At 66.4% G+C, this 24,647-nt stretch carries 28 protein-coding genes; all 28 read right to left on the bottom strand.

Features of this window, described 5'->3' with window-relative positions:
• The 28 genes from nuoN to LC066_RS06210 all read right to left on the bottom strand — a co-directional run bounded on the left by nuoN (position 1) and on the right by LC066_RS06210 (position 24,617).
• On the bottom strand, positions 1–1,437 hold the full coding sequence (nuoN, locus tag LC066_RS06345; protein WP_224897288.1) for an NADH-quinone oxidoreductase subunit NuoN: 1,437 nt from the start codon (positions 1,435–1,437) through the stop codon (positions 1–3).
• Positions 1,438–1,455: 18 nt separating this feature from the next.
• A complete protein-coding gene (locus tag LC066_RS06340) occupies positions 1,456–3,012 on the bottom strand; it encodes an NADH-quinone oxidoreductase subunit M (protein WP_224897286.1) in 1,557 nt (518 codons plus the stop codon).
• Positions 3,012–5,138 (bottom strand): NADH-quinone oxidoreductase subunit L, encoded by a 2,127-nt coding sequence (gene nuoL, locus LC066_RS06335; RefSeq protein WP_224897284.1) that lies wholly within the window; start codon positions 5,136–5,138, stop codon positions 3,012–3,014. The genes LC066_RS06340 and nuoL overlap by 1 nt, the downstream gene beginning before the upstream one ends.
• Positions 5,139–5,142: 4 nt before the next feature.
• Positions 5,143–5,448: an NADH-quinone oxidoreductase subunit NuoK gene (nuoK, locus tag LC066_RS06330; RefSeq protein ID WP_010141392.1), complete on the bottom strand. Its 306-nt coding sequence runs from the start codon at positions 5,446–5,448 to the stop codon at positions 5,143–5,145.
• 239 nt (positions 5,449–5,687) lie between these two features.
• A complete protein-coding gene (locus tag LC066_RS06325; protein WP_222477001.1) occupies positions 5,688–6,296 on the bottom strand; it encodes an NADH-quinone oxidoreductase subunit J in 609 nt (202 codons plus the stop codon).
• Complete coding sequence (locus LC066_RS06320) at positions 6,293–6,700, bottom strand: carboxymuconolactone decarboxylase family protein (RefSeq protein ID WP_085888409.1); 408 nt, start codon at positions 6,698–6,700, stop codon at positions 6,293–6,295. Before LC066_RS06320 ends, LC066_RS06325 begins: the two co-directional genes overlap by 4 nt.
• 39 nt (positions 6,701–6,739) lie before the next feature.
• On the bottom strand, positions 6,740–7,234 hold the full coding sequence (gene nuoI, locus LC066_RS06315; RefSeq protein WP_222476999.1) for an NADH-quinone oxidoreductase subunit NuoI: 495 nt from the start codon (positions 7,232–7,234) through the stop codon (positions 6,740–6,742).
• Positions 7,235–7,236: 2 nt separating this feature from the next.
• Positions 7,237–8,277, bottom strand: a complete 1,041-nt coding sequence (gene nuoH, locus LC066_RS06310; RefSeq protein WP_222476997.1) for an NADH-quinone oxidoreductase subunit NuoH — start codon at positions 8,275–8,277, stop codon at positions 7,237–7,239.
• Positions 8,278–8,283: 6 nt separating this feature from the next.
• Positions 8,284–8,721, bottom strand: coding sequence for a hypothetical protein (locus LC066_RS06305; protein WP_224897282.1), 438 nt, complete (start codon positions 8,719–8,721; stop codon positions 8,284–8,286).
• Positions 8,718–10,733, bottom strand: a complete 2,016-nt coding sequence (nuoG, locus tag LC066_RS06300; RefSeq protein ID WP_224897280.1) for an NADH-quinone oxidoreductase subunit NuoG — start codon at positions 10,731–10,733, stop codon at positions 8,718–8,720. Before nuoG ends, LC066_RS06305 begins: the two co-directional genes overlap by 4 nt.
• A gap of 6 nt (positions 10,734–10,739) precedes the next feature.
• On the bottom strand, positions 10,740–11,174 hold the full coding sequence (locus LC066_RS06295; RefSeq protein ID WP_224897278.1) for a DUF5333 domain-containing protein: 435 nt from the start codon (positions 11,172–11,174) through the stop codon (positions 10,740–10,742).
• 206 nt (positions 11,175–11,380) lie between these two features.
• The gene (locus tag LC066_RS06290; protein WP_224897276.1) at positions 11,381–11,755 is read right to left on the bottom strand and encodes a hypothetical protein; all 375 of its coding nucleotides are present in this window, start codon (positions 11,753–11,755) and stop codon (positions 11,381–11,383) included.
• A gap of 4 nt (positions 11,756–11,759) precedes the next feature.
• A complete protein-coding gene (gene nuoF, locus LC066_RS06285; protein WP_222476990.1) occupies positions 11,760–13,061 on the bottom strand; it encodes an NADH-quinone oxidoreductase subunit NuoF in 1,302 nt (433 codons plus the stop codon).
• Between the two features lie 3 nt (positions 13,062–13,064).
• Positions 13,065–13,301: a DUF5337 domain-containing protein gene (locus tag LC066_RS06280; protein ID WP_085888417.1), complete on the bottom strand. Its 237-nt coding sequence runs from the start codon at positions 13,299–13,301 to the stop codon at positions 13,065–13,067.
• A gap of 3 nt (positions 13,302–13,304) precedes the next feature.
• Positions 13,305–13,895, bottom strand: a complete 591-nt coding sequence (locus LC066_RS06275; RefSeq protein WP_224897274.1) for a helix-hairpin-helix domain-containing protein — start codon at positions 13,893–13,895, stop codon at positions 13,305–13,307.
• Positions 13,896–13,903: 8 nt separating this feature from the next.
• Positions 13,904–15,043, bottom strand: coding sequence for an NADH-quinone oxidoreductase subunit E (locus tag LC066_RS06270; protein WP_224897272.1), 1,140 nt, complete (start codon positions 15,041–15,043; stop codon positions 13,904–13,906).
• A gap of 136 nt (positions 15,044–15,179) precedes the next feature.
• On the bottom strand, positions 15,180–15,473 hold the full coding sequence (locus tag LC066_RS06265) for a hypothetical protein (protein ID WP_222476986.1): 294 nt from the start codon (positions 15,471–15,473) through the stop codon (positions 15,180–15,182).
• Complete coding sequence (locus tag LC066_RS06260) at positions 15,473–15,634, bottom strand: hypothetical protein (protein ID WP_222476984.1); 162 nt, start codon at positions 15,632–15,634, stop codon at positions 15,473–15,475. Before LC066_RS06260 ends, LC066_RS06265 begins: the two co-directional genes overlap by 1 nt.
• Entirely contained in the window at positions 15,634–16,848 is a 1,215-nt protein-coding gene (locus LC066_RS06255; protein ID WP_222476981.1) for an NADH-quinone oxidoreductase subunit D, read from the bottom strand. Before LC066_RS06255 ends, LC066_RS06260 begins: the two co-directional genes overlap by 1 nt.
• On the bottom strand, positions 16,848–17,459 hold the full coding sequence (locus tag LC066_RS06250) for an NADH-quinone oxidoreductase subunit C (RefSeq protein ID WP_222476979.1): 612 nt from the start codon (positions 17,457–17,459) through the stop codon (positions 16,848–16,850). Before LC066_RS06250 ends, LC066_RS06255 begins: the two co-directional genes overlap by 1 nt.
• 13 nt (positions 17,460–17,472) lie before the next feature.
• A complete protein-coding gene (locus LC066_RS06245) occupies positions 17,473–17,997 on the bottom strand; it encodes a NuoB/complex I 20 kDa subunit family protein (protein ID WP_222477162.1) in 525 nt (174 codons plus the stop codon).
• A complete protein-coding gene (locus LC066_RS06240; protein ID WP_085888423.1) occupies positions 17,997–18,362 on the bottom strand; it encodes an NADH-quinone oxidoreductase subunit A in 366 nt (121 codons plus the stop codon). The genes LC066_RS06245 and LC066_RS06240 overlap by 1 nt, the downstream gene beginning before the upstream one ends.
• A 464-nt stretch (positions 18,363–18,826) precedes the next feature.
• A complete protein-coding gene (locus LC066_RS06235; protein WP_224897270.1) occupies positions 18,827–19,612 on the bottom strand; it encodes a crotonase/enoyl-CoA hydratase family protein in 786 nt (261 codons plus the stop codon).
• A complete protein-coding gene (locus LC066_RS06230; protein ID WP_224897269.1) occupies positions 19,609–20,472 on the bottom strand; it encodes a hydroxymethylglutaryl-CoA lyase in 864 nt (287 codons plus the stop codon). The genes LC066_RS06235 and LC066_RS06230 overlap by 4 nt, the downstream gene beginning before the upstream one ends.
• Positions 20,473–20,499: 27 nt before the next feature.
• Positions 20,500–21,177, bottom strand: coding sequence for a glutathione S-transferase family protein (locus tag LC066_RS06225; RefSeq protein ID WP_222476973.1), 678 nt, complete (start codon positions 21,175–21,177; stop codon positions 20,500–20,502).
• Positions 21,174–23,147 (bottom strand): acetyl/propionyl/methylcrotonyl-CoA carboxylase subunit alpha, encoded by a 1,974-nt coding sequence (locus tag LC066_RS06220; protein WP_224897267.1) that lies wholly within the window; start codon positions 23,145–23,147, stop codon positions 21,174–21,176. Before LC066_RS06220 ends, LC066_RS06225 begins: the two co-directional genes overlap by 4 nt.
• Positions 23,140–23,643, bottom strand: coding sequence for an O-acetyl-ADP-ribose deacetylase (locus LC066_RS06215; protein ID WP_224897265.1), 504 nt, complete (start codon positions 23,641–23,643; stop codon positions 23,140–23,142). The genes LC066_RS06220 and LC066_RS06215 overlap by 8 nt, the downstream gene beginning before the upstream one ends.
• Complete coding sequence (locus LC066_RS06210; protein ID WP_224897263.1) at positions 23,640–24,617, bottom strand: NAD(P)H-dependent flavin oxidoreductase; 978 nt, start codon at positions 24,615–24,617, stop codon at positions 23,640–23,642. Before LC066_RS06210 ends, LC066_RS06215 begins: the two co-directional genes overlap by 4 nt.
• Positions 24,618–24,647: the final 30 nt, after the last annotated feature.

The following is a 24,647-nucleotide window of genomic DNA, read 5'->3' as shown; positions in this document are numbered from 1 at the left end:
TCAGTTCACCAGGGCGAGCGAGGCGGCCTGGGCCATGCCCTCGATCCCGAAGAGGTTCACCACGCCAAGCAGCATGATCGCGGCGGAGGCCATGAGGAAGCCCCAGAGGATCGCGCCCTTCGGCTTGTCCAGCGGCTCCTCAGCCTCACCGAAGTACATGAAGTAGACGATGCGCAGGTAGTAGAAGGCGCCGATGACCGAGGCGACGACGCCCAGCACGGCCAGCCAGATCAGGCCGGCGTCATAGGCGGCGCGCAGCACGTAGAACTTCCCGAAGAAGCCGACCAGCGGCGGCACACCTGCCAGCGAGAACATCAGGATCAGCAGCGCCAGCGCCCGGCCCGGGTAGGCGGTCGAATACATCTTCAGCGAGGAGATATCGGTGACCGGCTGGCCGTCGCGTTCCATGGTCAGGATGAAGGCGAAGACGCCGATGTTCATCACCACGTAGATGGCCATGTAGATCAGCATCGCCTGCACGCCGAAGGCGGTGCCTGCGGCCAGGCCCATCAGGGCAAAGCCCATGTGGGTGATCGAGGAATAGGCCATCAGGCGCTTGATGTTGGTCTGGCCGATGGCGGCGATGGAGCCGAGGAACATCGACAGCACGGCGATCAGCGCGATGATCTGCTGCCAGTCGGCAACGATGCCGCCGAAGGCGGAATGCGTCACGCGGGCGAACAGCGCCATGGCGGCGACCTTCGGCGCGGTGGCGAAGAAGGCGGTGATCGGCGTGGGCGCGCCTTCATAGACGTCCGGCGTCCACATGTGGAACGGCACGGCCGAGACCTTGAAGGACATGCCGGCGATCATGAAGACGACACCGAACAGCAGGCCCAGGGGCGCGCGGCCGTCTTCGGCGGCCTGGATAATGCCCGAGAACAGCGTGGTGCCCGAGAAGCCATAGACCAGCGAGGCCCCGTAAAGCAGCATGCCCGAGGACAGCGAGCCCAGCACGAAGTACTTCAGGCCGGATTCCGTCGACTTGATGCTGTCACGGCGCATCGACGCCACGACGTAGAGGGCCAGCGACATCAGTTCGAGGCCCATGTAGAGCACGATCAGATCCCCGGCGGAGACCATCACCATCATGCCGAGGACCGACAGGGCCACCAGCACGGGGTATTCGAAGTTGGTCACCTTGCGACGGGCCAGGTAGTCCTGCCCCATCACCAGGACGGCCGCGGCGGAGAAGAGCACCGCCACCTTGGCGAACTTGGCGAAGCCGTCGGCGTGGAAGGACCCGCCGAAGGCCAGGTCCGCCACGTCGCGACCGGCGATCCACAGACCCAGCAGGACGAAGACGGCGGCGGTGACCCAGGTCAGGGGCGCCGTCAGCTTGTCCTTGCCGGTGTAGACCGCACCGACCAGCGCGAGCATCGCGTAAATTGCCAGAACGATTTCCGGCAGGATGACATTCAGATCAGCCTGAAGCATTGTCTCTTGGCCTCCGGTTCAGTGCGATGCGGCCACGGTGGCGCCGGTATCGCCAAGGCGATCCGCAGCGGCCAGCGCGGTTTCATGGTTGTCGACGAGCACCCCGACCGACGGGCCGATGATGTCCATCACGAGGCTGGGGTAGACCCCCAGCAGAAGGGTCATGGCGACCAGCGGCGCGAAGATCCACTTCTCGCGGGCCTTCATGTCGGTGATCGACCGCAGGCTTTCCTTGATCAGGTCGCCCATGACGACCCGACGGTAGAGGAACAGCGCGTAGGAGGCGGACAGGATCACGCCGGAGGCCGCGATCAGGGCGATCCAGGTATTCACCTGGAAGACGCCGACCAGGGTCAGGAATTCCCCGATGAAACCGGAGGTGCCCGGCAGGCCGACGTTGGCCATGGTGAAGAACATGAAGATCATCGCATAGGCCGGCATCCGGTTCACCAGGCCGCCGTAGGCGTCGATTTCGCGGGTGTGCATCCGGTCGTAGATCACGCCGACGCAGAGGAACAGCGCGCCCGAGATGAAGCCGTGGGACAGCATCTGGAAGATGGCGCCGTCGAGGCCCTGCTGATTGGCGGAGAAGATGCCCATGGTCACGTAGCCCATGTGGGCGACCGAGGAATAGGCGATCAGCTTCTTCATGTCTTCCTGCACCAGCGCCACCAGCGAGGTGTAGACGATCGCGATGGCCGAGATCGCCAGGATGAAGGTCGACATCACGTCGGCCCCCACCGGGAACATCGGCAGGCTGAAGCGCAGGAAGCCGTAGCCGCCCATCTTCAGCAGGATTGCGGCCAGGATGACCGACCCGGCGGTCGGCGCCTGAACGTGGGCATCGGGCAGCCAGGTGTGCACCGGCCACATCGGCATCTTCACCGCGAAGGAGGCGAAGAAGGCCACGAACAGCAGCGTCTGCATGCCGCCGGTGATGGTCATGCCCAGAACGGTGACGGGCGAAGAGCTGAACTCATGCGTCATCAGCGTCGGGATGTCGGTGGTGCCCGCGTCGGCGAACATCGCCACCATCGCGACCAGCATCAGGACCGAACCGAGGAAGGTGTAGAGGAAGAACTTGAACGAGGCGTAGATGCGGTTCTTGCCGCCCCAGATGCCGATGATCAGGAACATCGGGATCAGCGAGGCCTCGAAGAAGAGGTAGAACAGCACCAGGTCCAGCGCCATGAAGACACCCAGCATCAGGGTCTCCAGGAGCAGGAAGGCCATCATGTATTCCTTCACCCGGGTTTTCACCTCCCAGGAGGACCAGATGGTCAGCGGCATGATGAAGGTGGTCAGCAGGACGAAGAGGACCGAGATCCCGTCGACGCCCATCTTGTATTGCAGACCCAGGAGCCAGTCGCGTTCCTCGACGAACTGCATACCGGTATCCGCCGGGTCGAAGCCCGCCAGGATGAACAGCGACACCAGGAAGGTCAGCGTAGTGGCGATCAGCGCCACCCACTTCGCGTTGCGCTGTGCCGCCTTGTCCTCGCCCCGGAGGAACACGCCCAGGATCACCGCGGCGATCGCGGGCATGAATGTGACGATGGAGAGAAGATTGCTCATTATTCCGCCCCTCCGGTGAGCGTCATCCAGGTTACGAAGACCGCGATGCCGATGACCATCGCAAAGGCGTAGGTGAAGATGTAGCCGGACTGCGCGCGACCAGCGAGGCGGGTGAAGAAGGGAATGATCCCCATGGCCAGCCCGTTGATGCCACCGTCGACGATCTTGCCGTCACCGCCTTTCCAGAACAGTCGGCCAAGCCACGCCGCGGGCCGCACGAAGATGAAGTTGTAGATTTCGTCGAAGTACCACTTGTTCAGCAGGAACAGGTACAGCGGGCGGTTCACCTCGGCCACGCGGGCCGGCAGGCCGGGCTGCTTGATGTACATGACCCAGGCGGTGACGAAACCGATCAGCATGGCGATGAAGGGGCTGACCTTGACCCAGGTGGGGGCATGGTGCGCCTCGTCCATGACATGGTTGTCGGCCGAGATGTAGATCGCGCCCTGCGGCGCCTCGCCCATGGCCACGGCGTGACCGGCGTCTGCCGCCGCGGTGCCGTGGTCGTCCGCGGCTTCCTCGGTGGCCTGCGCCTCGGTCGTCAGGGCCGCGCCCTCGCCTTCTGCGCCGTGGCCTTCGGCCGCGGCTTCGACGTGATGCGGGATCCCGAAGAAGCTGTTGACCTTGTCATGGTCGCCGAAGAACTGGCCGTACCACAGCATGCCCGAGAAGATCGCGCCCAGGGACAGCACGCCCAGCGGGATCAGCATGACCATCGGGCTTTCATGCGCATGGTCGTGCGTGTGCTTGTCCCCCTTCGCGGGACCGTAGAAGGTCATGAAGATCAGGCGCCAGGAGTAGAAGGAGGTGAACAGCGCGGCGATCACCAGCATCCAGAAGGCATAACCGCCCTGGGTGCCTGCGTAGGCGCTCTCGATGATGGCATCCTTCGACAGGAACCCGGCGAAGCCGATGTGGGTCAGCGGGATGCCGACGCCGGTGATGGCCAGGGTGCCGATCATCATCGCGGCGAAGGTATAGGGGATCTTCTTCCGCAGGTTGCCGTAGTTCCGCATGTCCTGCTCATGGTGCATCGCGTGGATGACCGAACCGGCGCCGAGGAACAGCATCGCCTTGAAGAAGGCGTGGGTCAGCAGGTGGAACATCGCGGCGGAATAGACGCCGACGCCGGCCGCCACGAACATGTAGCCCAGCTGGGAACAGGTCGAATAGGCGATGACGCGCTTGATGTCGTTCTGCACCAGGCCGACGGTCGCGGCGAAGAAGGCCGTGGTCGCGCCGATGAAGGTGATGAAGGCCATGGTTTCGGGCGCGTATTCCATGATCGGCGACATGCGGCAGATCATGAACACACCCGCGGTGACCATGGTCGCCGCGTGGATCAGCGCCGACACGGGCGTCGGGCCTTCCATCGCGTCCGGCAGCCAGGTGTGCAGGAACAGCTGTGCCGATTTACCCGCCGCACCGATGAACAGCAGGAAGGCGATCAGGTTGGCCGCGTTCCAGTCGCGCCACAGGAAGTGCAGCGTCGTCTCGCCCAGGGTCGCGCCCGAGGCAAAGATCACGTCCAGCGAGATGCTGTCGGTCAGGAAGAACAGGCCCATGATGCCCAGCAGGAAGCCGAAGTCACCGACCCGGTTCACCACGAAGGCCTTCATGGCCGCCGCGCCCGCCGACGGTTTCTTGTAGTAGAAGCCGATCAGAAGGTAGGAGGCGACGCCCACGCCTTCCCAGCCGAAGAACATCTGCACCAGGTTGTCCGAGGTCACCAGCGACAGCATCGCGAAGGTGAAGAAGGACAGGTAGGCGAAGAAGCGGGGACGATATTCCTCGCCCTCCTTGAAGTTCTCGTCATGCGCCATGTAGCCGAAGCTGTAGAGGTGCACGAGCGCCGAGACGGTGGTCACCACGATCAGCATGATCGAGGTCAGCCGGTCCAGGCGAATGCCCCAGGAGGTCGAGAGCGAGCCGCTTTCGATCCAGCGCAGCAGTTCGATGTGCTGCGCCTCATCGGGGGTGGTGAAGAAGGTGATCCAGCTGAGCAGGCAGATCAGGAACAGAACGCCGGTCGTGAGGATCTGCGCGCCCTTCACACCGATCAGCCGCCAGCCGAAGCCGGCGATGATGGCGCTGACAAGCGGCGCGAGAAGAATGATGGGGACCATGGGCTCAGCCTTTCATCACGTTGACGTCTTCCACGGCGATGGTGCCGCGGTTGCGGAAGAAGCAGACGAGAATGGCAAGCCCGATCGCCGCCTCCGCTGCGGCCACCGTCAGGACGAAGAGGGTGAAGACCTGGCCGGCGAGATCCCCGAGGAAGCTGGAGAAGGCCACCAGGTTGATGTTCACCGACAGCAGGATCAGTTCGATGCTCATCAGCAGGATGATCACGTTCTTCCGGTTCAGGAAGATCCCGAAGATCCCGATGACGAACAGCGCCGCCGCCACCGTGAGGTAATGTTCGATTCCGATCATCCGCGGTCTCCTTCTGCTTTCGGTCCCGCCTTGCAGCGCTTGGCGAGGCCAACGGTGACGGGCAGGAAGACGCCCGCGAAAATGATGGCTATCCAGCTGGCAATGCTCATCGCTGTCCCGTTTCCCTCCCCCGGATCGGTCCGGGGTCGCTTTTCAATTTCTTTGAAGCCGGCCTCGGCCCGCTCCGGGTTTATTTCGCCCCGGGCGCACCCGGGGCCAATCTGACACCGGTCAGAGGCTCAGAGCCCCTGCCCCGGTTTCACATCTTTCAGTTCCATCGCCTTGGCCGGGTCGCGCCACATCTGGTGCAGCACGTTCTGGCGCTTGACGTCCGGGCGGTGGCGCAGGGTCAGCACGATGGCCCCGATCATCGCGACCAGCAGGACCATGCCCGCCAGCTGGAAGACCAGGAAGTACTGTTCGTAGATCAGCAGGCCCAGGGCCGCGGTGTTCTGCACATCCGTGGGCGCAACGGCCAGGCGCGCGGCCTCTGCCGTTTCCGCCTCGGTCCAGGACCCGAAGGCCAGGCCGAACTGCATCAGCAGGATCACACCAATCAGCAGCGCCAGCGGCATGTACTTGGCCATTTCCGCCTTAAGCTCGGCGAAGTCGACATCCAGCATCATCACCACGAAGAGGAACAGCACGGCGACCGCCCCCACGTAGACGATGACCAGCAGCATCGCGACGAACTCGGCGCCCAGCAGGACGAAGAGCCCCGCCGCGCTGAGGAACGACAGGATCAGCCACAGCACCGAATGCACCGGGTTTCGCGAGATCACCGTGAACAGGCCACCGGCCAGCACGCAGAGCGCGAAAAGGTAAAAGGAGAAGGCGGCGACAGTCATGTCTCATCATCCTCTTGCTCGTCCATGACCTCTTTCGCCAGTTGGGCGGCCTTGGTCATGGCGGGAATACCGGCGAACATCGACATCTGTGCGATGGCCTCGGCGATTTCTTGTTTCTTCGCGCCCGCCTCCAGAAGGTGGCGCACGGTGACGCGCAGCTGGCTCTCGGCCTGTGCGCCCTGCATGGTCAGACCCGCGAGGGTCAGGAACAGGCGGGTCTTGGCGTCCAGCCCATCCTTGTTGACGGTGTTGCCGAAGGCGAACTCCATCCATTCCTTGGGCATCGTAGGCCAGAGCGCCTCGAACCCCTTGGGGGTGAAGCTCTCCAGCGCCGGGTTCATGGACTTCGCCATGTCCTGGGCATGCCGGATGAACATCTCGAACGGGTTCTGGGAGTCAGCCACGGGCGCCCCCCTTCCCTGTCGTATGTCCCCTGGAACAGATCATCGGTACGGCGCATCCAGCTCCAGGTTGCGGGCGATCTCGGCTTCCCAGCGGGCGCCGTTATCCAGAAGCTTGTCCTTGTCGTAGAACAGCTCCTCCCGGGTTTCGGTCGCGAACTCGAAATTCGGGCCCTCGACGATGGCATCCACCGGGCAGGCTTCCTGGCAGAAGCCGCAGTAGATGCATTTCGTCATGTCGATGTCGTAGCGCGTGGTCCGGCGGGAGCCGTCTTCACGCGGTTCGGCGTCGATGGTGATGGCCTGCGCGGGGCAGATCGCCTCGCACAGCTTGCAGGCGATGCAGCGCTCTTCCCCGTTGGGGTAGCGACGCAGCGCATGTTCACCGCGGAAGCGAGGCGACAGCGGCCCCTTTTCGTGCGGGTAGTTCACCGTGGGCTTCGGCTTGAAGAAGTACTTCAGGCCCATCTTGAAGCCTTTGAAGATGTCCATCAGCAGGAAGTACTTGGCGGCGCGGGTATAATCGACGTTCGCCATTGTCAGCCTCCAATCGTCCAGCGGGCCCATGCACCGCCAAGGACTTCGAATTTCGCAAGGAATGCCACCAGAACGACCCAGCCCAGCGACAGCGGCAGGAAGACCTTCCAACCGATGCGCATCAGCTGGTCGTAGCGGTAGCGCGGCACCACGGACTTGGTCATCGCGAAGATGAAGAAGACCAGGACGCATTTGCCGAAGAACCACAGGAAGCCATCGGGCAGACCCGGGATCGGGGACAGCCAGCCGCCGAGGAACAGCGTGGTGGTCAGGGCGCACATCAACACGATGGCCACGTATTCACCGATCATGAACAGCAGGAACGGGGTCGAGCTGTATTCCACCTGGTAGCCGGCCACCAGTTCCGATTCCGCTTCCGGAAGGTCGAAGGGCGGGCGGTTGGTCTCGGCGTGGGCCGAGATCAGGAAGAGGAAGAGCATCGGGAAGTGCGGCAGCCAGTACCAGCTGAAGATGCCGTAGCCCGTATCCTGCGCCGCCACGATGTCACCGAAGTTCATCGACCCGGTCGAGATGACGATGCCGATGATGATCAGACCCAGCGACACCTCGTAGGAGATCATCTGCGCGGCAGAGCGCAGCGACCCCAGGAAGGGATATTTCGAGTTGGACGCCCAGCCCCCCATGATCACGCCGTAGACCTCAAGCGAGGAGACCGCGAAGACATAGAGGATGGCCACGTTGATGTCCGACAGGACCCAGCCATCGTTGAAGGGGATGACCGCCCAGGCAACCATCGCCAGGACAAAGCTCATCAAGGGCGCCAGGAAGAAGACGAACTTGTCGGCGCCCGCCGGCACCACGACTTCCTTCAGGATATACTTGCCGAAGTCGGCGAAGCTCTGCAGCAGACCGAAGACGCCGACCACGTTGGGTCCGCGACGCAGCTGGACCGCAGCCCAGACCTTGCGATCCGCATAAAGCAGAAAGGCGAGGCACACCAGCAGGGGCACCACGATCAAAAGCACCTGTCCAACAATCGTCAGTAGGATGCCTAGCGGGTTAGAGGTGAAAAACTCAGCCATGTGTCCTCACACCGTCGGTATTCCGTTTTCCGCGCAATGCGCAGCGACAACTTCCGCATCGATCGTGCGCAAACCCTCGGGCAGGGCTGCCGAGACGGTATAAACCGCATCTGCTTCCCAGTGACCAGAGACCTCGGCGACATTTGTGCGCAGATGTCTTGCAAATCCGTAGCCGCGGATCAGCGCATACTGCGCCGCCGCACATTCCGCGTAGTCCGAGACATCCTCGGGCCCGCGCGCCCCCCGCATGGAGACATGGAAATTCACCAGGTCCCCATCCAGAAGGCGGGTCTCAATCCCGTCATAGGCCAGCGCGGCGGCAGGCATCTGCGCGGCACGGGTGGCGGGCTGCGACGTGCAGCTGCCCTCCGGACCGGCGCAGGGCGTGCCGCACCCGCTGAGGACCGCAAGGGCCCCGGAACCTATGATCGCGGAAACTTTCATTCGGCCGCCATCGGCGCAGCGGCGCGGTCCGCGGCCATCTTCGACAGTTCCGCCATGACTTCCGACGCACGGGCGATCGGGTTGGTCAGGTAGAAGTCGCGGATGGGCGAGCCGAAGGGCGCGCTGCCCAGGGCCTTGCCGCTGACCGGGGTCCAGTCGTTTTCCGGCACCTGGTCGATCTTGGCCAGGTGCGGCACTGCCGCGACCAGCTTCTGGCGCAGCTGCGCAAGGCTGTCGAAGGGCAGCGTTGCGTCCAGCTCGGCGGACAGGGCCCGCAGGATCGCCCAGTTTTCCTTGGCGTCGCCGGGGGCGAAGCCCGCGCGCATCGCCAGCTGGGGACGACCTTCGGTGTTCACGAACAGGCCGTTTTCCTCGGTGTAGGCCGCGCCCGGCAGGATCACGTCGGCGCGGTGTGCGCCACGGTCGCCATGGCTGCCCTGGTAGATCACGAAGGGTCCCTCGGGGATCTCGATCTCGTCGGCGCCAAGGTTGTAGACCACCTCGGCGGAAGCGGCATAGGCGATGCCCCCTTCCGAGACGGCGCCCAGGTCCATCGCACCGACGCGCGAGGCGGCGGTGTGCAAGACCATGAATTTCGAGCCGGTGGCCTCGGCCAGTGCCTGGGCGGCGGCCAGAACGTCGGCGCCATCCTCGGCGGTCAGAGCGCCCTGCCCCACGACGACGACCGACGGTGCGTCCTTCACCTCGTCCGACACATCCTTGGCGGCATCGGTCAGGGCGGCGCGGCCGTCACCGGCATGGACGTGATCGTAGGTCAGGTCGGCATCTTCGCCGATCATCGTCACGGTCGCGCCCTTAAGCCAGGCCTTGCGGATCCGGGCGTTCAGCACCGGCGCCTCGACGGCGGGGTTGGTGCCGACGAGGAACACGTTCTTGGCGTGGTCCAGATCCTCGATCTTGGCCGTGCCGACATAGGCCGAGCGGTTGCCGGCGGGCAGCTTGGCGTCATCGACGCGGCATTCCACCTCGCCACCCAGGCTGGTCACCAGTTCCTTCAGGGCGAAGGCCGCCTCGGTGGAGGCCAGGTCACCGACCAGGCCCATGACCTTCTTGCCCTTCATCGCACTCGCCGCAGCGGCCAGCGCCTCGGGCCAGGTGGCAGGCTTCAGCTTGCCGTCGACGCGCACGTAGGGCCGGTCGAGACGCTGACGGCGCAGGCCGTCCCAGACGAAGCGCGTCTTGTCGGAAATCCATTCCTCGTTCACGCCGTCATGGTTGCGCGGCAGGAAGCGCATGACTTCGCGGCCCTTGGTGTCCACGCGGATGCTGGACCCGAGCGCATCCATCACGTCGATGCTCTCGGTCTTGGTCAGTTCCCAGGGGCGGGCGGTGAAGCTGTAGGGTTTCGACACCAGCGCGCCCACGGGGCACAGGTCGATGATGTTGCCCTGCAGGTTCGAGTTCAGCGTCTCGTTCAGGTAGCTGGTGATCTCGGCATCTTCGCCGCGCCCGGTCTGGCCCATCTGGCTGATACCCGCGACCTCGGTCGTGAAGCGCACGCAACGGGTGCAGGAGATGCAGCGGGTCATGTGGGTTTCGACCAGCGGGCCCAGGTCCAGGTCGTCGGTCGCGCGCTTCGCCTCGCGGTAGCGGGAGAAGTCGACGCCATAGGCCATGGCCTGGTCCTGCAGGTCGCATTCACCGCCCTGGTCGCAGATCGGGCAATCCAGCGGGTGGTTGATCAGCAGGAATTCCATCACGCCTTCGCGCGCCTTCTTCACCATCGGCGAAGTGGTCTTGATGACCGGCGGCGCGCCGTCGGGGCCGGGGCGCATGTCCTTGACCTGCATCGCGCAGGAGGCGGCGGGCTTCGGCGGGCCGCCGACAACCTCGACCAGGCACATGCGGCAGTTGCCGGCGATGGACAGACGTTCGTGGTAGCAGAAGCGCGGCACCTCGATCCCGGCCTGTTCACAGGCCTGCAGCAGCGTCAGGGCCGGATCGACCTCGATCTCCTGGTCGTCGATGATGATCTTGCGAAGGTCAGACATGGGTGCTCACTTTGCTTTCAAGAGGGCGCCGATCCGGCTGTTCCGTGCGATCTCGGCGCTGCCGAGGCTGCACAGGTCCGCCGTGACATCGGGGTCCAGTCCTTGGGATTTCACGTATTGCTCGCCCAGCTCGCGCATGCGCGCCTTTTCGGCATCGCTGGTGGCGTATTCCTCGATTTGCGCGTTCGAATAGCCCAGGTCGCGGGCCTGGCCACGCAGGTCGTTCAGCACCAGCAGCCCCTTGAGGTTGCGCGGCGCGATCTGATCGCACTTGTCGCTGATCTCGATCGCCAGGGCGACCCAGAGCATGTTGCGGTCGATCTCCTCGACCTCGCGCAGCGGCGGCAGGTCGTTGCTGGCACGCGCGGCAACGGGCAGGACCAGGGTCAGGGCCAGCGCGGTGGCGACAGCAGGGGCGAAGGCGGAGAAAACGGATTTCATGGGATGTCCTTTCTGCGGGGTGACACCCCGCAGATCGAGCTCCGCCGCCTTGCTATTCAATAGCAGGGCCCGCACACGGGTGCCCATGCGCCGAAGACCGCCCAAGGCGCGGCGCGGCACCGCAGATCCCGCCCGCGACGCGACACCCGTGCCGGGCAACGCCGGACGGGTCGCGGCCCGCGGGGCCAGAGGATATGCGGCGCGGATCACCATCCGCGGCAGGTTCCGGCCATGACCAGCGACCCGTCCTGGAAGAGCAGCGCGCCCTCCTCGGCATCAGGATTGCTGGCGCCCCATTCGATCCGGCTGTCACCGAAGTACGCGATGCAGTGGGTGGTCGCCTCCAGGCGTCCCGCCTCGCGCGCGCCGGCCAGGCTCTTGCCCGGATCGCGCACGGTGACGGTGAAGGCCGCAGGGGCCTCCTTCTCGAAGGCCACCTTGGCGCGGAAGTACTGCCCGTCGAACACCGGACGGTTGCTGCTGGCCCAGGGGGTCAGCCGCGAGCAGGCGCTCAGGCTCAGCCCGACGCAGGCCACGAGAGCCAGCCGGGTCGCGATCTTGGAGGCGGACAGCGTCATCATGCGATCACTCCGCCGCGGTCAGGATGGTGGCGGACCGGCCGGTCTTCTGGCGCTTGATCCGGTCCTCGATCTCGTCGCGGAAGTGACGGATAAGGCCCTGGATCGGCCAGGCAGCCGCGTCGCCCAGGGCGCAGATGGTGTGGCCCTCGACCTGCTTGGTCACATCCAGCAGCATGTCGATCTCTTCCGGCTCGGCCTCGCCCGTGACCAGGCGATCCATGACGCGCATCATCCAGCCGGTGCCTTCGCGGCAGGGCGTGCACTGGCCGCAGCTCTCATGCTTGAAGAACTTGGCCAGGCGCCACACGGCTTTCACCACGTCGACGGAGTTGTCCATAACGATCATGCAGCCGGTGCCGAAGCTGGACTGGTTCTGACGCATCCAGTCGAAGTCGAAGATCGCGTCTTCCAGCTTCTCCTTCGGCAGAACCGGGCAGGAGGCACCACCGGGGATGATGGCCTTCAGGTTGTCCCAGCCGCCGCGAATGCCGCCGCCGTGGGTCTCGATGATCTCACGCACCGACAGCGACATCTGTTCTTCGAAGACGCAGGGCGTGTTCACGTGACCGGTCAGCGCCATCAGCTTGGTGCCCGCGTTGTTCGGACGGCCGAAGCTGCTGAACCATTCCGGGCCGCGGCGCAGGATGGTCGGCACGACGGCGATGGATTCGACGTTGTTCACCGTGGTCGGGCAGCCGTAGAGGCCGGCCCCGGCCGGGAACGGCGGCTTCATCCGGGGCATGCCCTTCTTGCCTTCCAGGCTTTCGATCAGCGCCGTCTCTTCGCCGCAGATGTAGGCCCCTGCCCCGTGGTGCAGGTAGATGTCGAAGTCATAGCCCGACTTGCTGGCGTTCTTGCCGATCAGACCGGCCTCGTAGGCCTCGTCGATGGCCGCCTGCAGGGCTTCCTTCTCGCGGATGTATTCGCCGCGGATGTAGATGTAGGCGGCAACCGCGCCCATGGCGAAACCGGCAATCAGGCAGCCCTCGATCAGCGTATGCGGATCGTGGCGCATGATCTCGCGGTCCTTGCAGGTCGCGGGTTCGGATTCGTCGGCGTTGACCACCAGGTAGGCGGGCCGTCCGTCGCTTTCCTTCGGCATGAAGGACCACTTCAGCCCGGTGGGGAAGCCCGCGCCGCCACGGCCGCGCAGCCCGCTGTCCTTCACCTGCTGGATGATCCAGTCGCGCCCGTTGGCAAGAATGCCCGCGGTGCCATCCCAGTGGCCACGAGCCTGCGCGCCTTTCAGCGTGCGGTCGTTCATGCCGTAGAGATTGGTAAAGATACGATCCTGATCCTTGAGCATGTCTTACCCTTTGTCATCCCGGCGCGCACGCCAGATCTGCGCCACCACCACCAGCGCCCAGACGAAGGCGGCAATGGCGGCAAAATCGAACAGGAAGACGAAACGTTCAGGCAGGCCAAGCTGGCCGCCCACGACCTGAAGCGCCATCCAGAGCACCATGGTCACCGCGATCACGATGCCCACCAGGCGCCCCTTGCGGGCCAGCTCCAGATCCTTTGCCCTGTCTTCCGTCATCTCCATTCCTCAGCCCGCCCCGTTGGCGGCGGACAGCTCTTGCGCCTGGGCGATCCAGCCATCGCGGCTGGCCCGGCCCCGGGCACCTTTCACGTTCTCGTCGACCCAGGCCAGGTCGGCCTCGGTCCAGGCGGCGATCTGGTCGAACCGGGTGATCCCGGCGGCGGCCAGCGCCTCGGCCAGCTTCGGCCCCACACCCTTCAGCTGCTGCAGGTCATCCGGCGCAGCGGCGGGCTTGGCAGCGGCCGGCGCCGCCTTGGCCTCTTTCGGGGCCGGCTCCGCGCGTTTCGCGACCGGCGCGGCAATCCCTTCGGCCTCGGGGGCCTTGCGCGCCGCCAGACCCGGCTGCACCTCGCCGCGCGGCGCCGCCACCGCATCGGCGGCCTGCGTTCCGGCGGTTGCCACGGGCCCCTGCCCCGCACTGCCCTGGCAGACGAAGCGTTGCAGCCCGACCATCAGACCCGCGCCGACCAGAACGGCCAGCACCAGCGCGCCCAGGAACCCCAGCGGGGCGGTCAGACCGATGAGCAGCGCAAGCGCCAGAGCGGCGCCAAGCGCCTGCCCCGTCGTCCTGCAAAGATCGCTGCCCATCATCGCCATGACCTAGTTCACTTGTCCTTGTCGCCGGAGGCCAGCGTCTGCGCCTGCCCGACCCAGTCGTCACGGCTGACCCGGCCCTTGAAGCCGACCAGGTTCTGGTCCGCCCAGGCGACCTGTGCCGCCTCCCAGGCGGCGATCTGGTCGAAGTGGTAGATGCCGATCTCATTCAGCACGCTTTCCAGCTTCGGCCCGACGCCGGAGATTTCCTTCAGGTTGTCGGCCTTGCCGTCGCGCGGACCGTCCAGCGCCTCGGGCTTCTCGCCCTCGCCCGCCGCTTCGATCGCCTCGGCGGAGATCGCGGGTTCGGGCTTGCCGGTGGCTTCCGCCTCGGCGGCCTGCTTGGTCACGCCGGTCTCATCTGCGGGCTTGCCGGCCGCGGGCGTTGCCTCTTCCTCGACCACGGGCTTTTCGGCCGGGCCTTCGGGCTTCGTCGACGGCTTGGAGTTCAGCCAGGGGGTCAGGATTGGCACTTCGGTGCCATCGATCCGCTTGACGGTATCGCCCAGCTCGACGGCCAGCGCGACGGAGGCGTTATGCTCCAGCTTGTCGTCGGCCCACTGCTTCAACGCCACGGGACCACCCGCCGGCTCGGAGGAGAAACGACCGATCTCGGATCCGGGGGTCGGAACCTCGCCTGCCGCCAGCTGATCCAGCAGCTTGGCCAGGCCCTCTGCGGTCAGATCCTCGTAGTAGTCCTTGCCGATCTGGGCCATCGGCGCGTTGGCGCAAGCGCCCAGACATTCGACTTCTTCCCAGGAGAACTTGCCGTCGGCGGACAGCGCGTGCGCCTTGGGCGCAATCTTTTCCTTGCAGACGCCGATCAGGTCCTCGGCGCCGCAGATCATGCAGGTGGTGGTGCCGCAGATCTGGATATGCGCGACCGAGCCCGTGGGCTGCAGCTGGAACATGAAGTAGAAGGTCGCAACCTCCAGAGCGCGGATATAGGCCAGGCCCAGAAGGTCGGCCACATATTCGATCGCCGGCTGGCTCAGCCAGCCTTCCTGCTCCTGGGCGCGCCACAGCAGCGGGATGATGGCAGAGGCCTGACGGCCTTCCGGATACTTCGAAATCTGGCCTTCGGCCCATTTCATGTTCGCCTCGGTGAAGGCGAAGCTCTCCGGCTGTTCGTGGTGCAGGCGTCTCAGCATCGGCTCAGGTCCCGTCCTTTACTCTGTCGTTGGCGCGGGGGAGGCCCCGCTCCGGCCCCTCGGGCCTGTTCTCTTGCAACGGTCGCCCGTCACTGTCGTCTTCGGCGGGGCACCCGCCTGTCGTTGGCCCGGCGCCTCAGGCGGCGCAGTCACCGACCGTCAGCTGGACCGCCCCGTCGGGCAGCGAGATCGCCTCGCCACTGACGATCTTGTACTGCGCCAGCGCGATGGTCTGTTCCCGGGTCATGCCGGTCTGCAGTTCAACCGGCAGGTAATCCCGTTCGGTCCGCAGCACGCAGCCGACCGAGGCCACGGCGTCGTTGAAGTTTTCCGCCGCGCCGGCGGGCAGGTCGCTGGGCGGCATGGCACAGGCGGCCAGCCCCAGAAGACCGCCCATCAGGGCCAGGCGCGAAGCAATACGGTGCGTCATCACAGGTACCCCCGACCGATATCCATCAAAACCGCCACGGCGGCCCCCACGATTGCCCCGATCAGCAGGCGCGATCCGCCCCGTGCCGCCAGCACCGCCGCGACACCGCAGACGGCGCCAACCAGCAGCTGCCAGAGGGAAATCGTGACGTCGCCCATCATCAACGGTCGACCTCGCCGAACACGATGTCGAGCGTGCCGATGATCGCGGCCACGTCGGCCAGCTGGTGGCCCGAGGCGATGTGATCCATCGACTGCATGTGCAGGAAGCCCGGCGCGCGCAGCTTGGCCCGGTAAGGCTTGTTGGTGCCGTCGGAGACCATGTAGACGCCGAACTCGCCCTTGGGCGCCTCGACGGCGGCATAGACCTCGCCCGCCGGGACGTGGAAGCCCTCGGTGTAGAGCTTGAAGTGGTGGATGAGCGCCTCCATCGAGGTCTTCATCTCACCGCGCTTCGGCGGGGTCAGCTTGCCACGGGCCAGCACGTCGCCGGGGGTTTCCCGCAGCTTCACGATGGCCTGGCGGATGATCTTGGTCGACTCGCGCATCTCCGCCATGCGGCAGAGGAAACGATCGTAGCAGTCGCCATTCTTGCCGACGGGGATCTGGAAGTCGAACTCGTCGTAGCATTCGTAGGGCTGGCTGCGACGCAGGTCCCAGGCCAGGCCCGACCCGCGCACCATGACGCCGGAGTAGCCCCAGTCGAGGATATCCTGTTCGCTGACCACGCCGATGTCGACGTTGCGCTGCTTGAAGATCCGGTTCTCGGTCAGCAGGCTGTCGATGTCGTCGAGTTTCTGGGGGAATTCGATCGCCCATTCCTCGATGTCGTCGATCAGCTTGTCGGTCAGGTCCTGGTGGACGCCGCCGGGCCGGAAATAGGCCGCGTGGAAGCGCGCGCCGGAGGCCCGTTCGTAGAAGATGCAGAGATCCTCACGCGGCTCGAAGCCCCACAGCGGCGGCGTCAGCGCGCCAACGTCCATGGCCTGCGTGGTGACGTTCAGCAGGTGGTTCTGGATCCGCCCGATCTCGCAGAACAGCACGCGGATCAGCGAGGCGCGTTTGGGGATTTCCACCCCGGTCAGCTTCTCGATGGCCAGGCACCAGGCGTGTTCCTGGTTCATCGGCGCGACGTAGTCGAGCCGATCCAGGTACGGCAGGTTCTGCAGGTAGGTCCGGCTTTCCATCAGCTTTTCGGTGCCACGGTGCAGCAGGCCGATGTGCGGGTCGGCCCGCTCCACGATCTCGCCGTCCAGTTCCAGCACCATCCGCAGCACGCCGTGTGCCGCCGGGTGCTGGGGCCCGAAGTTGATGTTGAAGTTGCGGATCTGCTGTTCGCCCGTCTGGGCGTCGTCGAAACCTTTGGATCCGTCCATCACTTCGCCCCCTCTTCGGTCTTCTCGTCACCGGGAAGAATGTACTCGGCCCCCTCCCAGGGGGACATGAAATCGAACTGGCGGTATTCCTGCACCAGGCTGACGGGTTCGTAGACGACGCGCTTCTGCACCTCGTCGTAGCGCACCTCGGTGTAGCCGGTGGTGGGGAAGTCCTTGCGCAGTGGATGGCCGCGGAAGCCATAGTCGGTCAGGATGCGACGCAGGTCCGGGTGGCCGGAGAAGACGATGCCGAACATATCGAACACCTCGCGCTCGAACCAGTCGGCCGACTTGTGCACGCTGGTGATCGACGGCAGCATCTCATCCTCGCGCACGGCGACCCGCAGGCGGATGCGCTGGTTCTGATACATCGACAGGAAGTGGTAGACCACGTCGAACCGCTTGGCCCGCTCGGGGTAGTCCACGGCCGTGATGTCGACCAGAGAGGAAAACTTGCAGCTGCTGTCGGTGCGCAGGAACTCGACGAAGCCCACGATGTTCGAGGGCGTCACGTCGACGTTCAGCTCGCCAAGGGAGACTTCCCAGGCGGCGACGCAGTCGGGGCGCTTGGCTTCGATGTGGGCGCCCAGTTCGTTCAGAGCTTCGCTCATGATCTCGCCCCCTTCAGCGCGTCAGAGTGCCGGTGCGACGGATCTTCCGCGCCAGCTGCATGATGCCGTAAAGCAGGGCTTCGGCGGTCGGCGGGCAGCCGGGAACGTAGATGTCCACGGGCACGATCCGGTCGCAGCCACGCACCACGGAATAGCTATAGTGGTAGTAGCCGCCGCCGTTGGCGCAGGAGCCCATCGAGATCACATAACGCGGCTCGGGCATCTGGTCGTAGACCTTGCGCAGCGCCGGCGCCATCTTGTTGGTCAGCGTGCCGGCAACGATCATCACGTCGGACTGGCGCGGGCTAGCGCGCGGCGCGGTGCCGAAACGTTCCACGTCGTAACGCGGCATCGACACGTGCATCATTTCCACGGCGCAGCAGGCCAGGCCGAAGGTCATCCAGTGCAGCGACCCGGTCCGGGCCCAGTTGATCAGGTCCTCGGTGGAGGTCAGCAGGAACCCCTTGTCCTGAAGCTCGCGGTTCAGGGCCTGGGTGCCGACTTCCTTGTCGGCCTGGGCGGTATTGGCAGAGGTCATCACTCCCATTCCAGAGCTCCCTTCTTCCATTCATAGGCGAAGCCGATTGTCAGGACGAACAGGAAGACCATCATCGACCAGAAGCCCACCATCGAGATGTCCTTGAAGGCCACGGCCCAGGGGAACAGCATGGCGATTTCGAGGTCGAAGATGATGAACAGGATCGACACCAGGTAGAACCGGACGTCAAATTTCATCCGCGCATCGTCGAAAGCGTTGAAGCCGCATTCGTAGGCGCTGACTTTTTCGGGATCAGGGTTGCGCACGGCGAGGATCAGCGCGGCGAGGATCAAGACCAGGCCAAGGGCGATCGCGACCGCGAGAAAGATGAGGATGGGAAGGTATTCCCGCAGCATCTCTTCCACGAATGGCTCCTTTCATGGGCGGCGGGGGTCCGCGCGTCCGGACCCTCAAGGCTGTGACGGGTTTTACGCCCGCCCCCCGGCAGGGTCAACCGAGGGCGCGCGTTTTAGACGGTCACGATGTGTCGTGAACTCCCTTTGTAAACAATTGAATACCAAGGAATTGATCTTCGCGTCGACGGTTAACGCCGCATTGCCGCATCCGGAAAGGTAACCAACGGAATCACTCGGAAATACATGACGGAATCACTTGGTTTTACGGCCCGCCCCGCGGCGCCGCGCCGCAGAGTGCGGAAAGTGCCCCGTCGTCAGCAGCATAGCCTGCGCCCCAGGACGGAGTGTTGCGGCAGGCTCTGCACTGCGGCGTATGGGAAACGGCGCCAGGAGGTCATGGCGTGGCCGGCAGCTACGGCGTCGAGCAGGACCTTGGTCCCCCTCAGCGGGGCCTGATCCGCAGCAAAGGCTGCTCAGGCCTGCCAGGGCGGGGTGGTCTTGGCGAAGAAGGCGGCGATGCCCGCCTGCGCCTCTCTGCCTTCCCAACAGGCAACCAGCTCCTCCACCGAATGCGCCACCTCGGCCTCGGAGGGAGCGCCGCCCAGGCGTCGGGCCAGCCGCTTGGCGCGCGCCACGGCCTCCGGCGCGGTCTCCAGGATCGGGGCCAGCTCGGCCTCGACGGCCGCGTCCAGTTCCGCCGCCGGGACCACCCGGGCCAGTAGATCCAGCGCCTGCGCCATGGAGGCGTCGAAGCGGTTGCCTTGGAAGAAGATGCGCCGGGCGCCCGCCGGACCGGTGCGGGCCACCACGTAGGGGCCGATGGTGGCCGGGATCAGCCCCAGCCGGGTCTCGGTCAGGGCCATCTTCACCACATCGGCGCCAATCGCCACGTCACAGACCGCCGCCAGGCCGACCCCGCCGCCGAAGCAATTGCCCTGCACCCGCCCGATCAGCGGTTTCGGCAGCGCGTCCAGCGCGCCCAGCATGTCCGCCAGCTTGCGCGCCTCCACCCGGCGGGTGGCACTGTCGGCGCGCATCTGGTCCTGCATCCAGCCCAGGTCGCCCCCGGCGCAGAAGGTGCGCCCCTCCGCCCCTAGAACGACCGCACGAACCGCAGGATCGGCCCCAAGGTCCCCTGCCGCCGCCGTCAACTCGTCGATCATCGCCGCGTTCATCGCATTGTGCTTCTCCGCCCGGGCCAGCCACAGGTGGGCCACGCCGCGCGGGTCGCGCTCGATCCGGATCGTCTCGTAACTCATGCCGTCTCTCCCTGCCGCATCTGGCGCGCCATCGCCGCCGCTTCCGCCAGCACCGCCGCGTCAAGCCCGGTGGCAAAGCCCCTTGCCTCGACCCGGTCGCGCACCGCCTCGGTGGCCACGTTGCCCTTGGCGCCCGGCGCATAGGGGCAGCCGCCCAGACCGCCCACGGCGGCGTCGAAGATGCGCACCCCCTGCTCCAGCGCCACGTCGATATTGTCGAGCGCCCGGCCCTCGGTGTCGTGGAAATGCCCGGCGACGTGATCGCTCGGGATCTCATGCAGGACGGCGCGCAGCATCGGCGCAACCTCCTCCGGCGTGGCGCGGCCCAGGGTCTCGCCCAGCGAGATCTCGGTGCAGCCCATCTCGAACAGAACCACGGCAACCTCGGCGACCGCGCCCGGCGCCACGGGCCCGTCGTAGGGGCAATGGGTCACGCAGCTGACGTAACCGCGCACCGGCAGCTCGGCCGCGCGGGCAGCCTCGACCACCGGGCGGAACCGTTCCAGGCTTTCGGCGATGGAGGCGTTGATGTTGGCCCGGCTGAACCCTTCTGAGGCCGAGCCGAAGACCGCGACCTCATCCGCGCCCGCCGCAACCGCGTCCTCGAAGCCCCGCATGTTGGGGGTCAGCGCGGTATAGCGCACACCGGGCGCCCGGGTGATCCCCGCCAGCACCTCCGCGCTGCCGGCCATCTGCGGCACCCATTTCGGGCTGACGAAGCTGGCGCATTCGATCCGGGCAAAGCCCGCGCGGCTCAGGCAATCGACCAGCGCGATCTTCTCGGCCACCGGAATGGCCCGCGCCTCGTTCTGCAGCCCGTCACGCGGACCCACCTCGAAGATCTCGACCCTCTCGGCCATGGTTCCCCCTCCCTCTCCTGTCGCGCCTTACTGCGGCGCCGTCTCCTCCAGCGCGGGGTAGAAGTCCTGCGCGTAGACCCCGGTGCCCGGATCGGGCCGGGCATTGGCAAAGCTCGGCCGGTCGGTAATCCGCTCGTACCAGGCTGCCATCTCCGGGAAGCCTTCCATGTCGGTGAAATGCAGCGCGATCCAGACCGCCTGCCCGACGGCGATGTCGGCGGCGGAGAAGCCCGAGGTCAGCAGGTAGTCGCGGTTCTCGACCAGAGTCGACAGGCGCCCCTCGATGGCGGCGAAGCATTTCTTCAGCCGGGCGACCTCGATCTTCATGATGGTGGGCGAGCGCATCCAGTCCTCGTGCAGCACCAGATGCTGCTGCGTCAGCGCTGCGCAGTGCTGCGAGATCGTCTCGGCGAAATGCAGCCAGACCAGCCAATCGGGGCGATCCAAATCCCCCGCCGGGCGGCCCAGGCCACGTTCCGGAAAGCGTTCACAGAGAATCTCCATGATCGCGAGGCTTTCAAAGTAGGTCTCGCCGTCCATCTCCAGCGCGGGCACGCGGCCCGCGGGCGACAGCGACAGGTAGTCCGGCTGGCGCAGGGAGGCGTCGAAGGGGCGGATCGACATCTCGAAGGGCTCGCCCAGCTCGTAGAGCAGCCACAAGACCCGCATGGAGCGCGACCCGGCACAATGATGCAGCGTGATCATGCGGCGTCTCCCGCATCCTCCGCCTCAAGCCGGATCAGAGCGGCGCCGGCGTCGACCTGGCCGCCCTCCGTGGTCAGAATTTCGGCAACGATACCGTCTCGCGGGGCGACAAGCGCGTGTTCCATCTTCATGGCCTCAAGGATAGCCAATCGCTGCCCGGCAGCAACCGTTTCACCCGCACTCGTGAAGATGGCGCGCACCAGGCCGGGCATCGGCGCCAGGATCACGTCGCCCCCGGCGGCGGCCTCGCCCCCCTGCCCCGGCAGGATCAGCTCCATCTCCAACGGCCAGCCGCCGAAGAGGGTGATCCGCTGCCCCTCGCGGTGCCAGCCCGGCGCCCGCTGCCCGTCCAGGCGCCAGCCATCGGCCTGCCAGCGCGCCTCGATGGGCCTGTCCTCGCCGTCAACGGGAGTGATGACATGGCTGCCGTCATCGCGGCTCTCGACCGCGATTTCGACCGTCTCGCCTTGGTGGGCCAGCGTCACGATCCGCCGCAGCGGCGCCCAAAGGGTGAACCCCCGGCGCGGCGCAGGGGCGCCTGCCAGATCCAGCGCGATCATCGCCGCCCAGGCCAGGGCGGCGGCATCGGCCACCGGCGCCTCGCACAGCGCCGCCTGATGCCGTTCGATCAGCCCGGTGTCCACTTCGCCGGCGCGGAAGTCCTCCTGCGCGACCAGCCGTTCGAGGAAACCGAGGTTGGTGACGCTGCCCGCGACTTCGGTCCCGCGCAGCCCGGCCTCCAGCCGGGCCAGGGCCACGTCACGGGTCGGGCCCTGGGCGATGACCTTGGCGATCATCGGGTCGTAATGCGGGCTGATCTCATCCCCCTCGCGCACACCGGTGTCGACGCGCAGGCCAGCCGGGAAGGCCAGCCTGTCCAACCGCCCGGTGGCGGGCAGGAAACCGGCAGCCGCATCCTCGGCGTAAAGCCGCGCCTCGACCGCATGCCCCCGGATCGCCAGATCCGCCTGGGCGCAGGGCAGCGGTTCGCCCGCCGCCACACGGATCTGCCATTCGACCAGATCCACCCCGGTGATTGCCTCGGTCACGGGATGTTCCACCTGCAGGCGGGTGTTCATCTCCATGAACCAGAATCCGTCGGCGTGCAGGCCCTCGCTGCCGTCGGCGATGAACTCGATTGTGCCCGCGCCCTTGTAGCCGATGGCCTCGGCCGCGCGCACGGCAGCGCCGGTCATGGCGGCGCGCACCTCCTCGGACATGCCCGGCGCGGGGGCCTCCTCGATCACCTTCTGGTGGCGCCGTTGCAGCGAACAGTCGCGTTCAAACAGATGCACCGCGCGGGTGCCGTCGCCGAAGACCTGCACCTCCACGTGGCGCGGGCTGAGGATGTATTTCTCCACCAGCATCTCGTCATTGCCGAAGGCGCCCTTGGCCTCGGCCTTGGCGGCGGCCAGCGCGTCCGAGAAATCGGCCGGCGCGTCGACCCGGCGCATCCCCTTGCCGCCGCCGCCCGCGACGGCCTTCAGCAGGACGGGATAGCCGATACGCTCTGCCTCCACCGCCAGATGCGCGTCCGACTGCTCGGCCCCGTGGTAGCCCGGCACGACCGGCACGCCGGCCTCTTCCATCAGCGCCTTTGCCGCGCCCTTCAGCCCCATGGACCGGATCGCCTTGGCCGACGGGCCGATGAACACGAGACCTGCGTCCTCCAGCGCCTCGACAAAATCGGGGTTCTCGGACAGGAAGCCGTAGCCCGGATGCACCGCCTGGGCGCCGGTGGCCCGGGCGGCGGCGATGATCGCATCGCCCCGCAGATAGCTTTCATCGGGCCGCGCCCCGCCCAGCGACACCGCCTCGTCGGCCAGGGCCACGTGGCGCGCCTCGGCATCCACGTCGGAATGCACCGCCACGGTGGCAATCCCCATGGCGCGGGCGCTTTCGATCACCCGGCAGGCGATCTCGCCCCGGTTCGCGATCAGGATCTTGGTGAACAGTTGTCCCTCAGCCATCGACGGCCTCCCTCAGTATCTCTGCCTGTCGCGCATCATAGGCGACCAGGGTGATCTCCATCTCGTGCCGAGCCTCGGCGAGCCAGGCGCGGCAGGCACAGACGGCGATCTGCGCCGCGGCCCGCGCCGGATAGCCGTAGACCCCGGTCGAAATCGCCGGAAAGGCGATGGACCGCAGCCCCGCCTCGGCCGCAAGGTCGAGCGCATGGCCATAGCAGGCCGCCAGCGTCTCGGCCTCCTGGGCCTGGCCGCCCTTCCAGACGGGGCCCACCGTGTGAATGACGTGCAGCGCCGGCAGGTCATGTCCGGCGGTCATGCGCGCCTCGCCGGGCGGGCAACCGCCCAGGGTGCGGCATTCGGCCAGCAGCCCCGGCCCGGCGGCGCGGTGGATGGCGCCGTCAACGCCGCCGCCACCCAGAAGCTGCGGGTTGGCGGCGTTGACGATGGCGTCCACGGCCAGCGTGGTGATGTCGCCCTGCCAGACGGTCAGGCTCATGTCCGCCCCCATCCGCCCGCCAGCAGCCCCTCGGCCTGGCTCACCATCTCCTCCAGGATCTCCGCAGCCGGGCGTACCCGGTCGATCAGCCCGATCCCCTCACCCACGATGGGGCCCGCGATGTCGGCCTCGCCCTTGGCCGCAGCGTCCAGCCAGCGCGCTCGCGCGGCCTCGTCCTGGGCCAGGGCGTCCAGCCGCCCTTCCCATTCGTCGGAAAAGGCGTTGCGCATGCCCCGCAGGTCGAACCCGTCGGGCCAGTTTTTCTGCCGCGCCACGTCCCAGAGCTTGCTACGGTAGGTGGCGTCGCCCCCGGCGGCCATGGCCGCGCGGTGCTGCCCCTCGGGCACCAGCGCCTCCGCCGCCGCCCAGAAGGCGGTGCCGCAGACCACGCCCTCGGCCCCCAGCATCAGCGCGGCAGCCAGGCCACGGCCATCGGCAATGCCGCCCGCGGCCAGCAACATCACCTCGGGCGCCTCGCGCGCCAGCAGATCAGCCAGTTCCGGCACCAGGGTCATCGTGGCCCGGCGCGCGCCATGCCCCCCGGCCTCGGTGCCCTGGGCGACCAGCGCCATCGCGCCCGCCTCCAGTGCCGCGCGAGCCTGCTCAACGTTCTGCACCTGCGCCATCACCGGCACGCCCGCGTCCTGCGCCTTCGCCGCGAAGGGCGCCAGGTCCCCGAAGGACAGGAACAGCAGCTCCGGCGCCTCCGCCAAAACCTCGTCCAGCAGGGCCTCGCCCGCTGCGCCGGTCTCGGCCAGCGCCCAGGTGATGAAGCCCAAACCGCGGCGCGCATTGCCCGCCACCGTCCATTCACGCCGCACCCAGTCGGGATCGGCATAGCCGCCACCCACCAGGCCCAGCCCGCCCGCACCGCTGACGGCAGCGGCCAGCGCACCGCCCGCAACGCCCGCCATGGGCGCCAGCAGTACCGGATGGCGCAGATTGAATCTCCGGGTGACACGCGTCTCGATCATCGCCCGCCCCTGTCTTCTCTGGGCCCGAAA

This window comes from Pseudooceanicola marinus (genome assembly GCF_020177265.1).
GTDB lineage: Bacteria > Pseudomonadota > Alphaproteobacteria > Rhodobacterales > Rhodobacteraceae > Pseudooceanicola > Pseudooceanicola marinus_A.
The sequence above is the reverse complement of the archived record's forward strand: the minus strand, read 5'-3'. Positions and strand labels throughout refer to the sequence as shown.

Excerpts from the sequence above, each read along its gene's own strand:
- nuoN (WP_224897288.1), bottom strand. The coding sequence starts at position 1,437 with ATGCTTCAGGCTGATCTGAATGTCATCCTGCCGGAAATCGTTCTGGCA.
- LC066_RS06340 (WP_224897286.1), bottom strand. The coding sequence starts at position 3,012 with ATGAGCAATCTTCTCTCCATCGTCACATTCATGCCCGCGATCGCCGCG.
- nuoL (WP_224897284.1), bottom strand. The coding sequence starts at position 5,138 with ATGGTCCCCATCATTCTTCTCGCGCCGCTTGTCAGCGCCATCATCGCC.
- nuoK (WP_010141392.1), bottom strand. The coding sequence starts at position 5,448 with ATGATCGGAATCGAACATTACCTCACGGTGGCGGCGGCGCTGTTCGTC.
- LC066_RS06325 (WP_222477001.1), bottom strand. The coding sequence starts at position 6,296 with ATGACTGTCGCCGCCTTCTCCTTTTACCTTTTCGCGCTCTGCGTGCTG.
- nuoI (WP_222476999.1), bottom strand. The coding sequence starts at position 7,234 with ATGGCGAACGTCGATTATACCCGCGCCGCCAAGTACTTCCTGCTGATG.
- nuoH (WP_222476997.1), bottom strand. The coding sequence starts at position 8,277 with ATGGCTGAGTTTTTCACCTCTAACCCGCTAGGCATCCTACTGACGATT.
- LC066_RS06305 (WP_224897282.1), bottom strand. The coding sequence starts at position 8,721 with ATGAAAGTTTCCGCGATCATAGGTTCCGGGGCCCTTGCGGTCCTCAGC.
- nuoG (WP_224897280.1), bottom strand. The coding sequence starts at position 10,733 with ATGTCTGACCTTCGCAAGATCATCATCGACGACCAGGAGATCGAGGTC.
- LC066_RS06295 (WP_224897278.1), bottom strand. The coding sequence starts at position 11,174 with ATGAAATCCGTTTTCTCCGCCTTCGCCCCTGCTGTCGCCACCGCGCTG.
- LC066_RS06290 (WP_224897276.1), bottom strand. The coding sequence starts at position 11,755 with ATGATGACGCTGTCCGCCTCCAAGATCGCGACCCGGCTGGCTCTCGTG.
- nuoF (WP_222476990.1), bottom strand. The coding sequence starts at position 13,061 with ATGCTCAAGGATCAGGATCGTATCTTTACCAATCTCTACGGCATGAAC.
- LC066_RS06280 (WP_085888417.1), bottom strand. The coding sequence starts at position 13,301 with ATGGAGATGACGGAAGACAGGGCAAAGGATCTGGAGCTGGCCCGCAAG.
- LC066_RS06275 (WP_224897274.1), bottom strand. The coding sequence starts at position 13,895 with ATGGCGATGATGGGCAGCGATCTTTGCAGGACGACGGGGCAGGCGCTT.
- LC066_RS06270 (WP_224897272.1), bottom strand. The coding sequence starts at position 15,043 with ATGCTGAGACGCCTGCACCACGAACAGCCGGAGAGCTTCGCCTTCACC.
- LC066_RS06265 (WP_222476986.1), bottom strand. The coding sequence starts at position 15,473 with ATGACGCACCGTATTGCTTCGCGCCTGGCCCTGATGGGCGGTCTTCTG.
- LC066_RS06260 (WP_222476984.1), bottom strand. The coding sequence starts at position 15,634 with ATGATGGGCGACGTCACGATTTCCCTCTGGCAGCTGCTGGTTGGCGCC.
- LC066_RS06255 (WP_222476981.1), bottom strand. The coding sequence starts at position 16,848 with ATGGACGGATCCAAAGGTTTCGACGACGCCCAGACGGGCGAACAGCAG.
- LC066_RS06250 (WP_222476979.1), bottom strand. The coding sequence starts at position 17,459 with ATGAGCGAAGCTCTGAACGAACTGGGCGCCCACATCGAAGCCAAGCGC.
- LC066_RS06245 (WP_222477162.1), bottom strand. The coding sequence starts at position 17,997 with ATGACCTCTGCCAATACCGCCCAGGCCGACAAGGAAGTCGGCACCCAG.
- LC066_RS06235 (WP_224897270.1), bottom strand. The coding sequence starts at position 19,612 with ATGAGTTACGAGACGATCCGGATCGAGCGCGACCCGCGCGGCGTGGCC.
- LC066_RS06230 (WP_224897269.1), bottom strand. The coding sequence starts at position 20,472 with ATGGCCGAGAGGGTCGAGATCTTCGAGGTGGGTCCGCGTGACGGGCTG.
- LC066_RS06225 (WP_222476973.1), bottom strand. The coding sequence starts at position 21,177 with ATGATCACGCTGCATCATTGTGCCGGGTCGCGCTCCATGCGGGTCTTG.
- LC066_RS06220 (WP_224897267.1), bottom strand. The coding sequence starts at position 23,147 with ATGGCTGAGGGACAACTGTTCACCAAGATCCTGATCGCGAACCGGGGC.
- LC066_RS06215 (WP_224897265.1), bottom strand. The coding sequence starts at position 23,643 with ATGAGCCTGACCGTCTGGCAGGGCGACATCACCACGCTGGCCGTGGAC.
- LC066_RS06210 (WP_224897263.1), bottom strand. The coding sequence starts at position 24,617 with ATGATCGAGACGCGTGTCACCCGGAGATTCAATCTGCGCCATCCGGTA.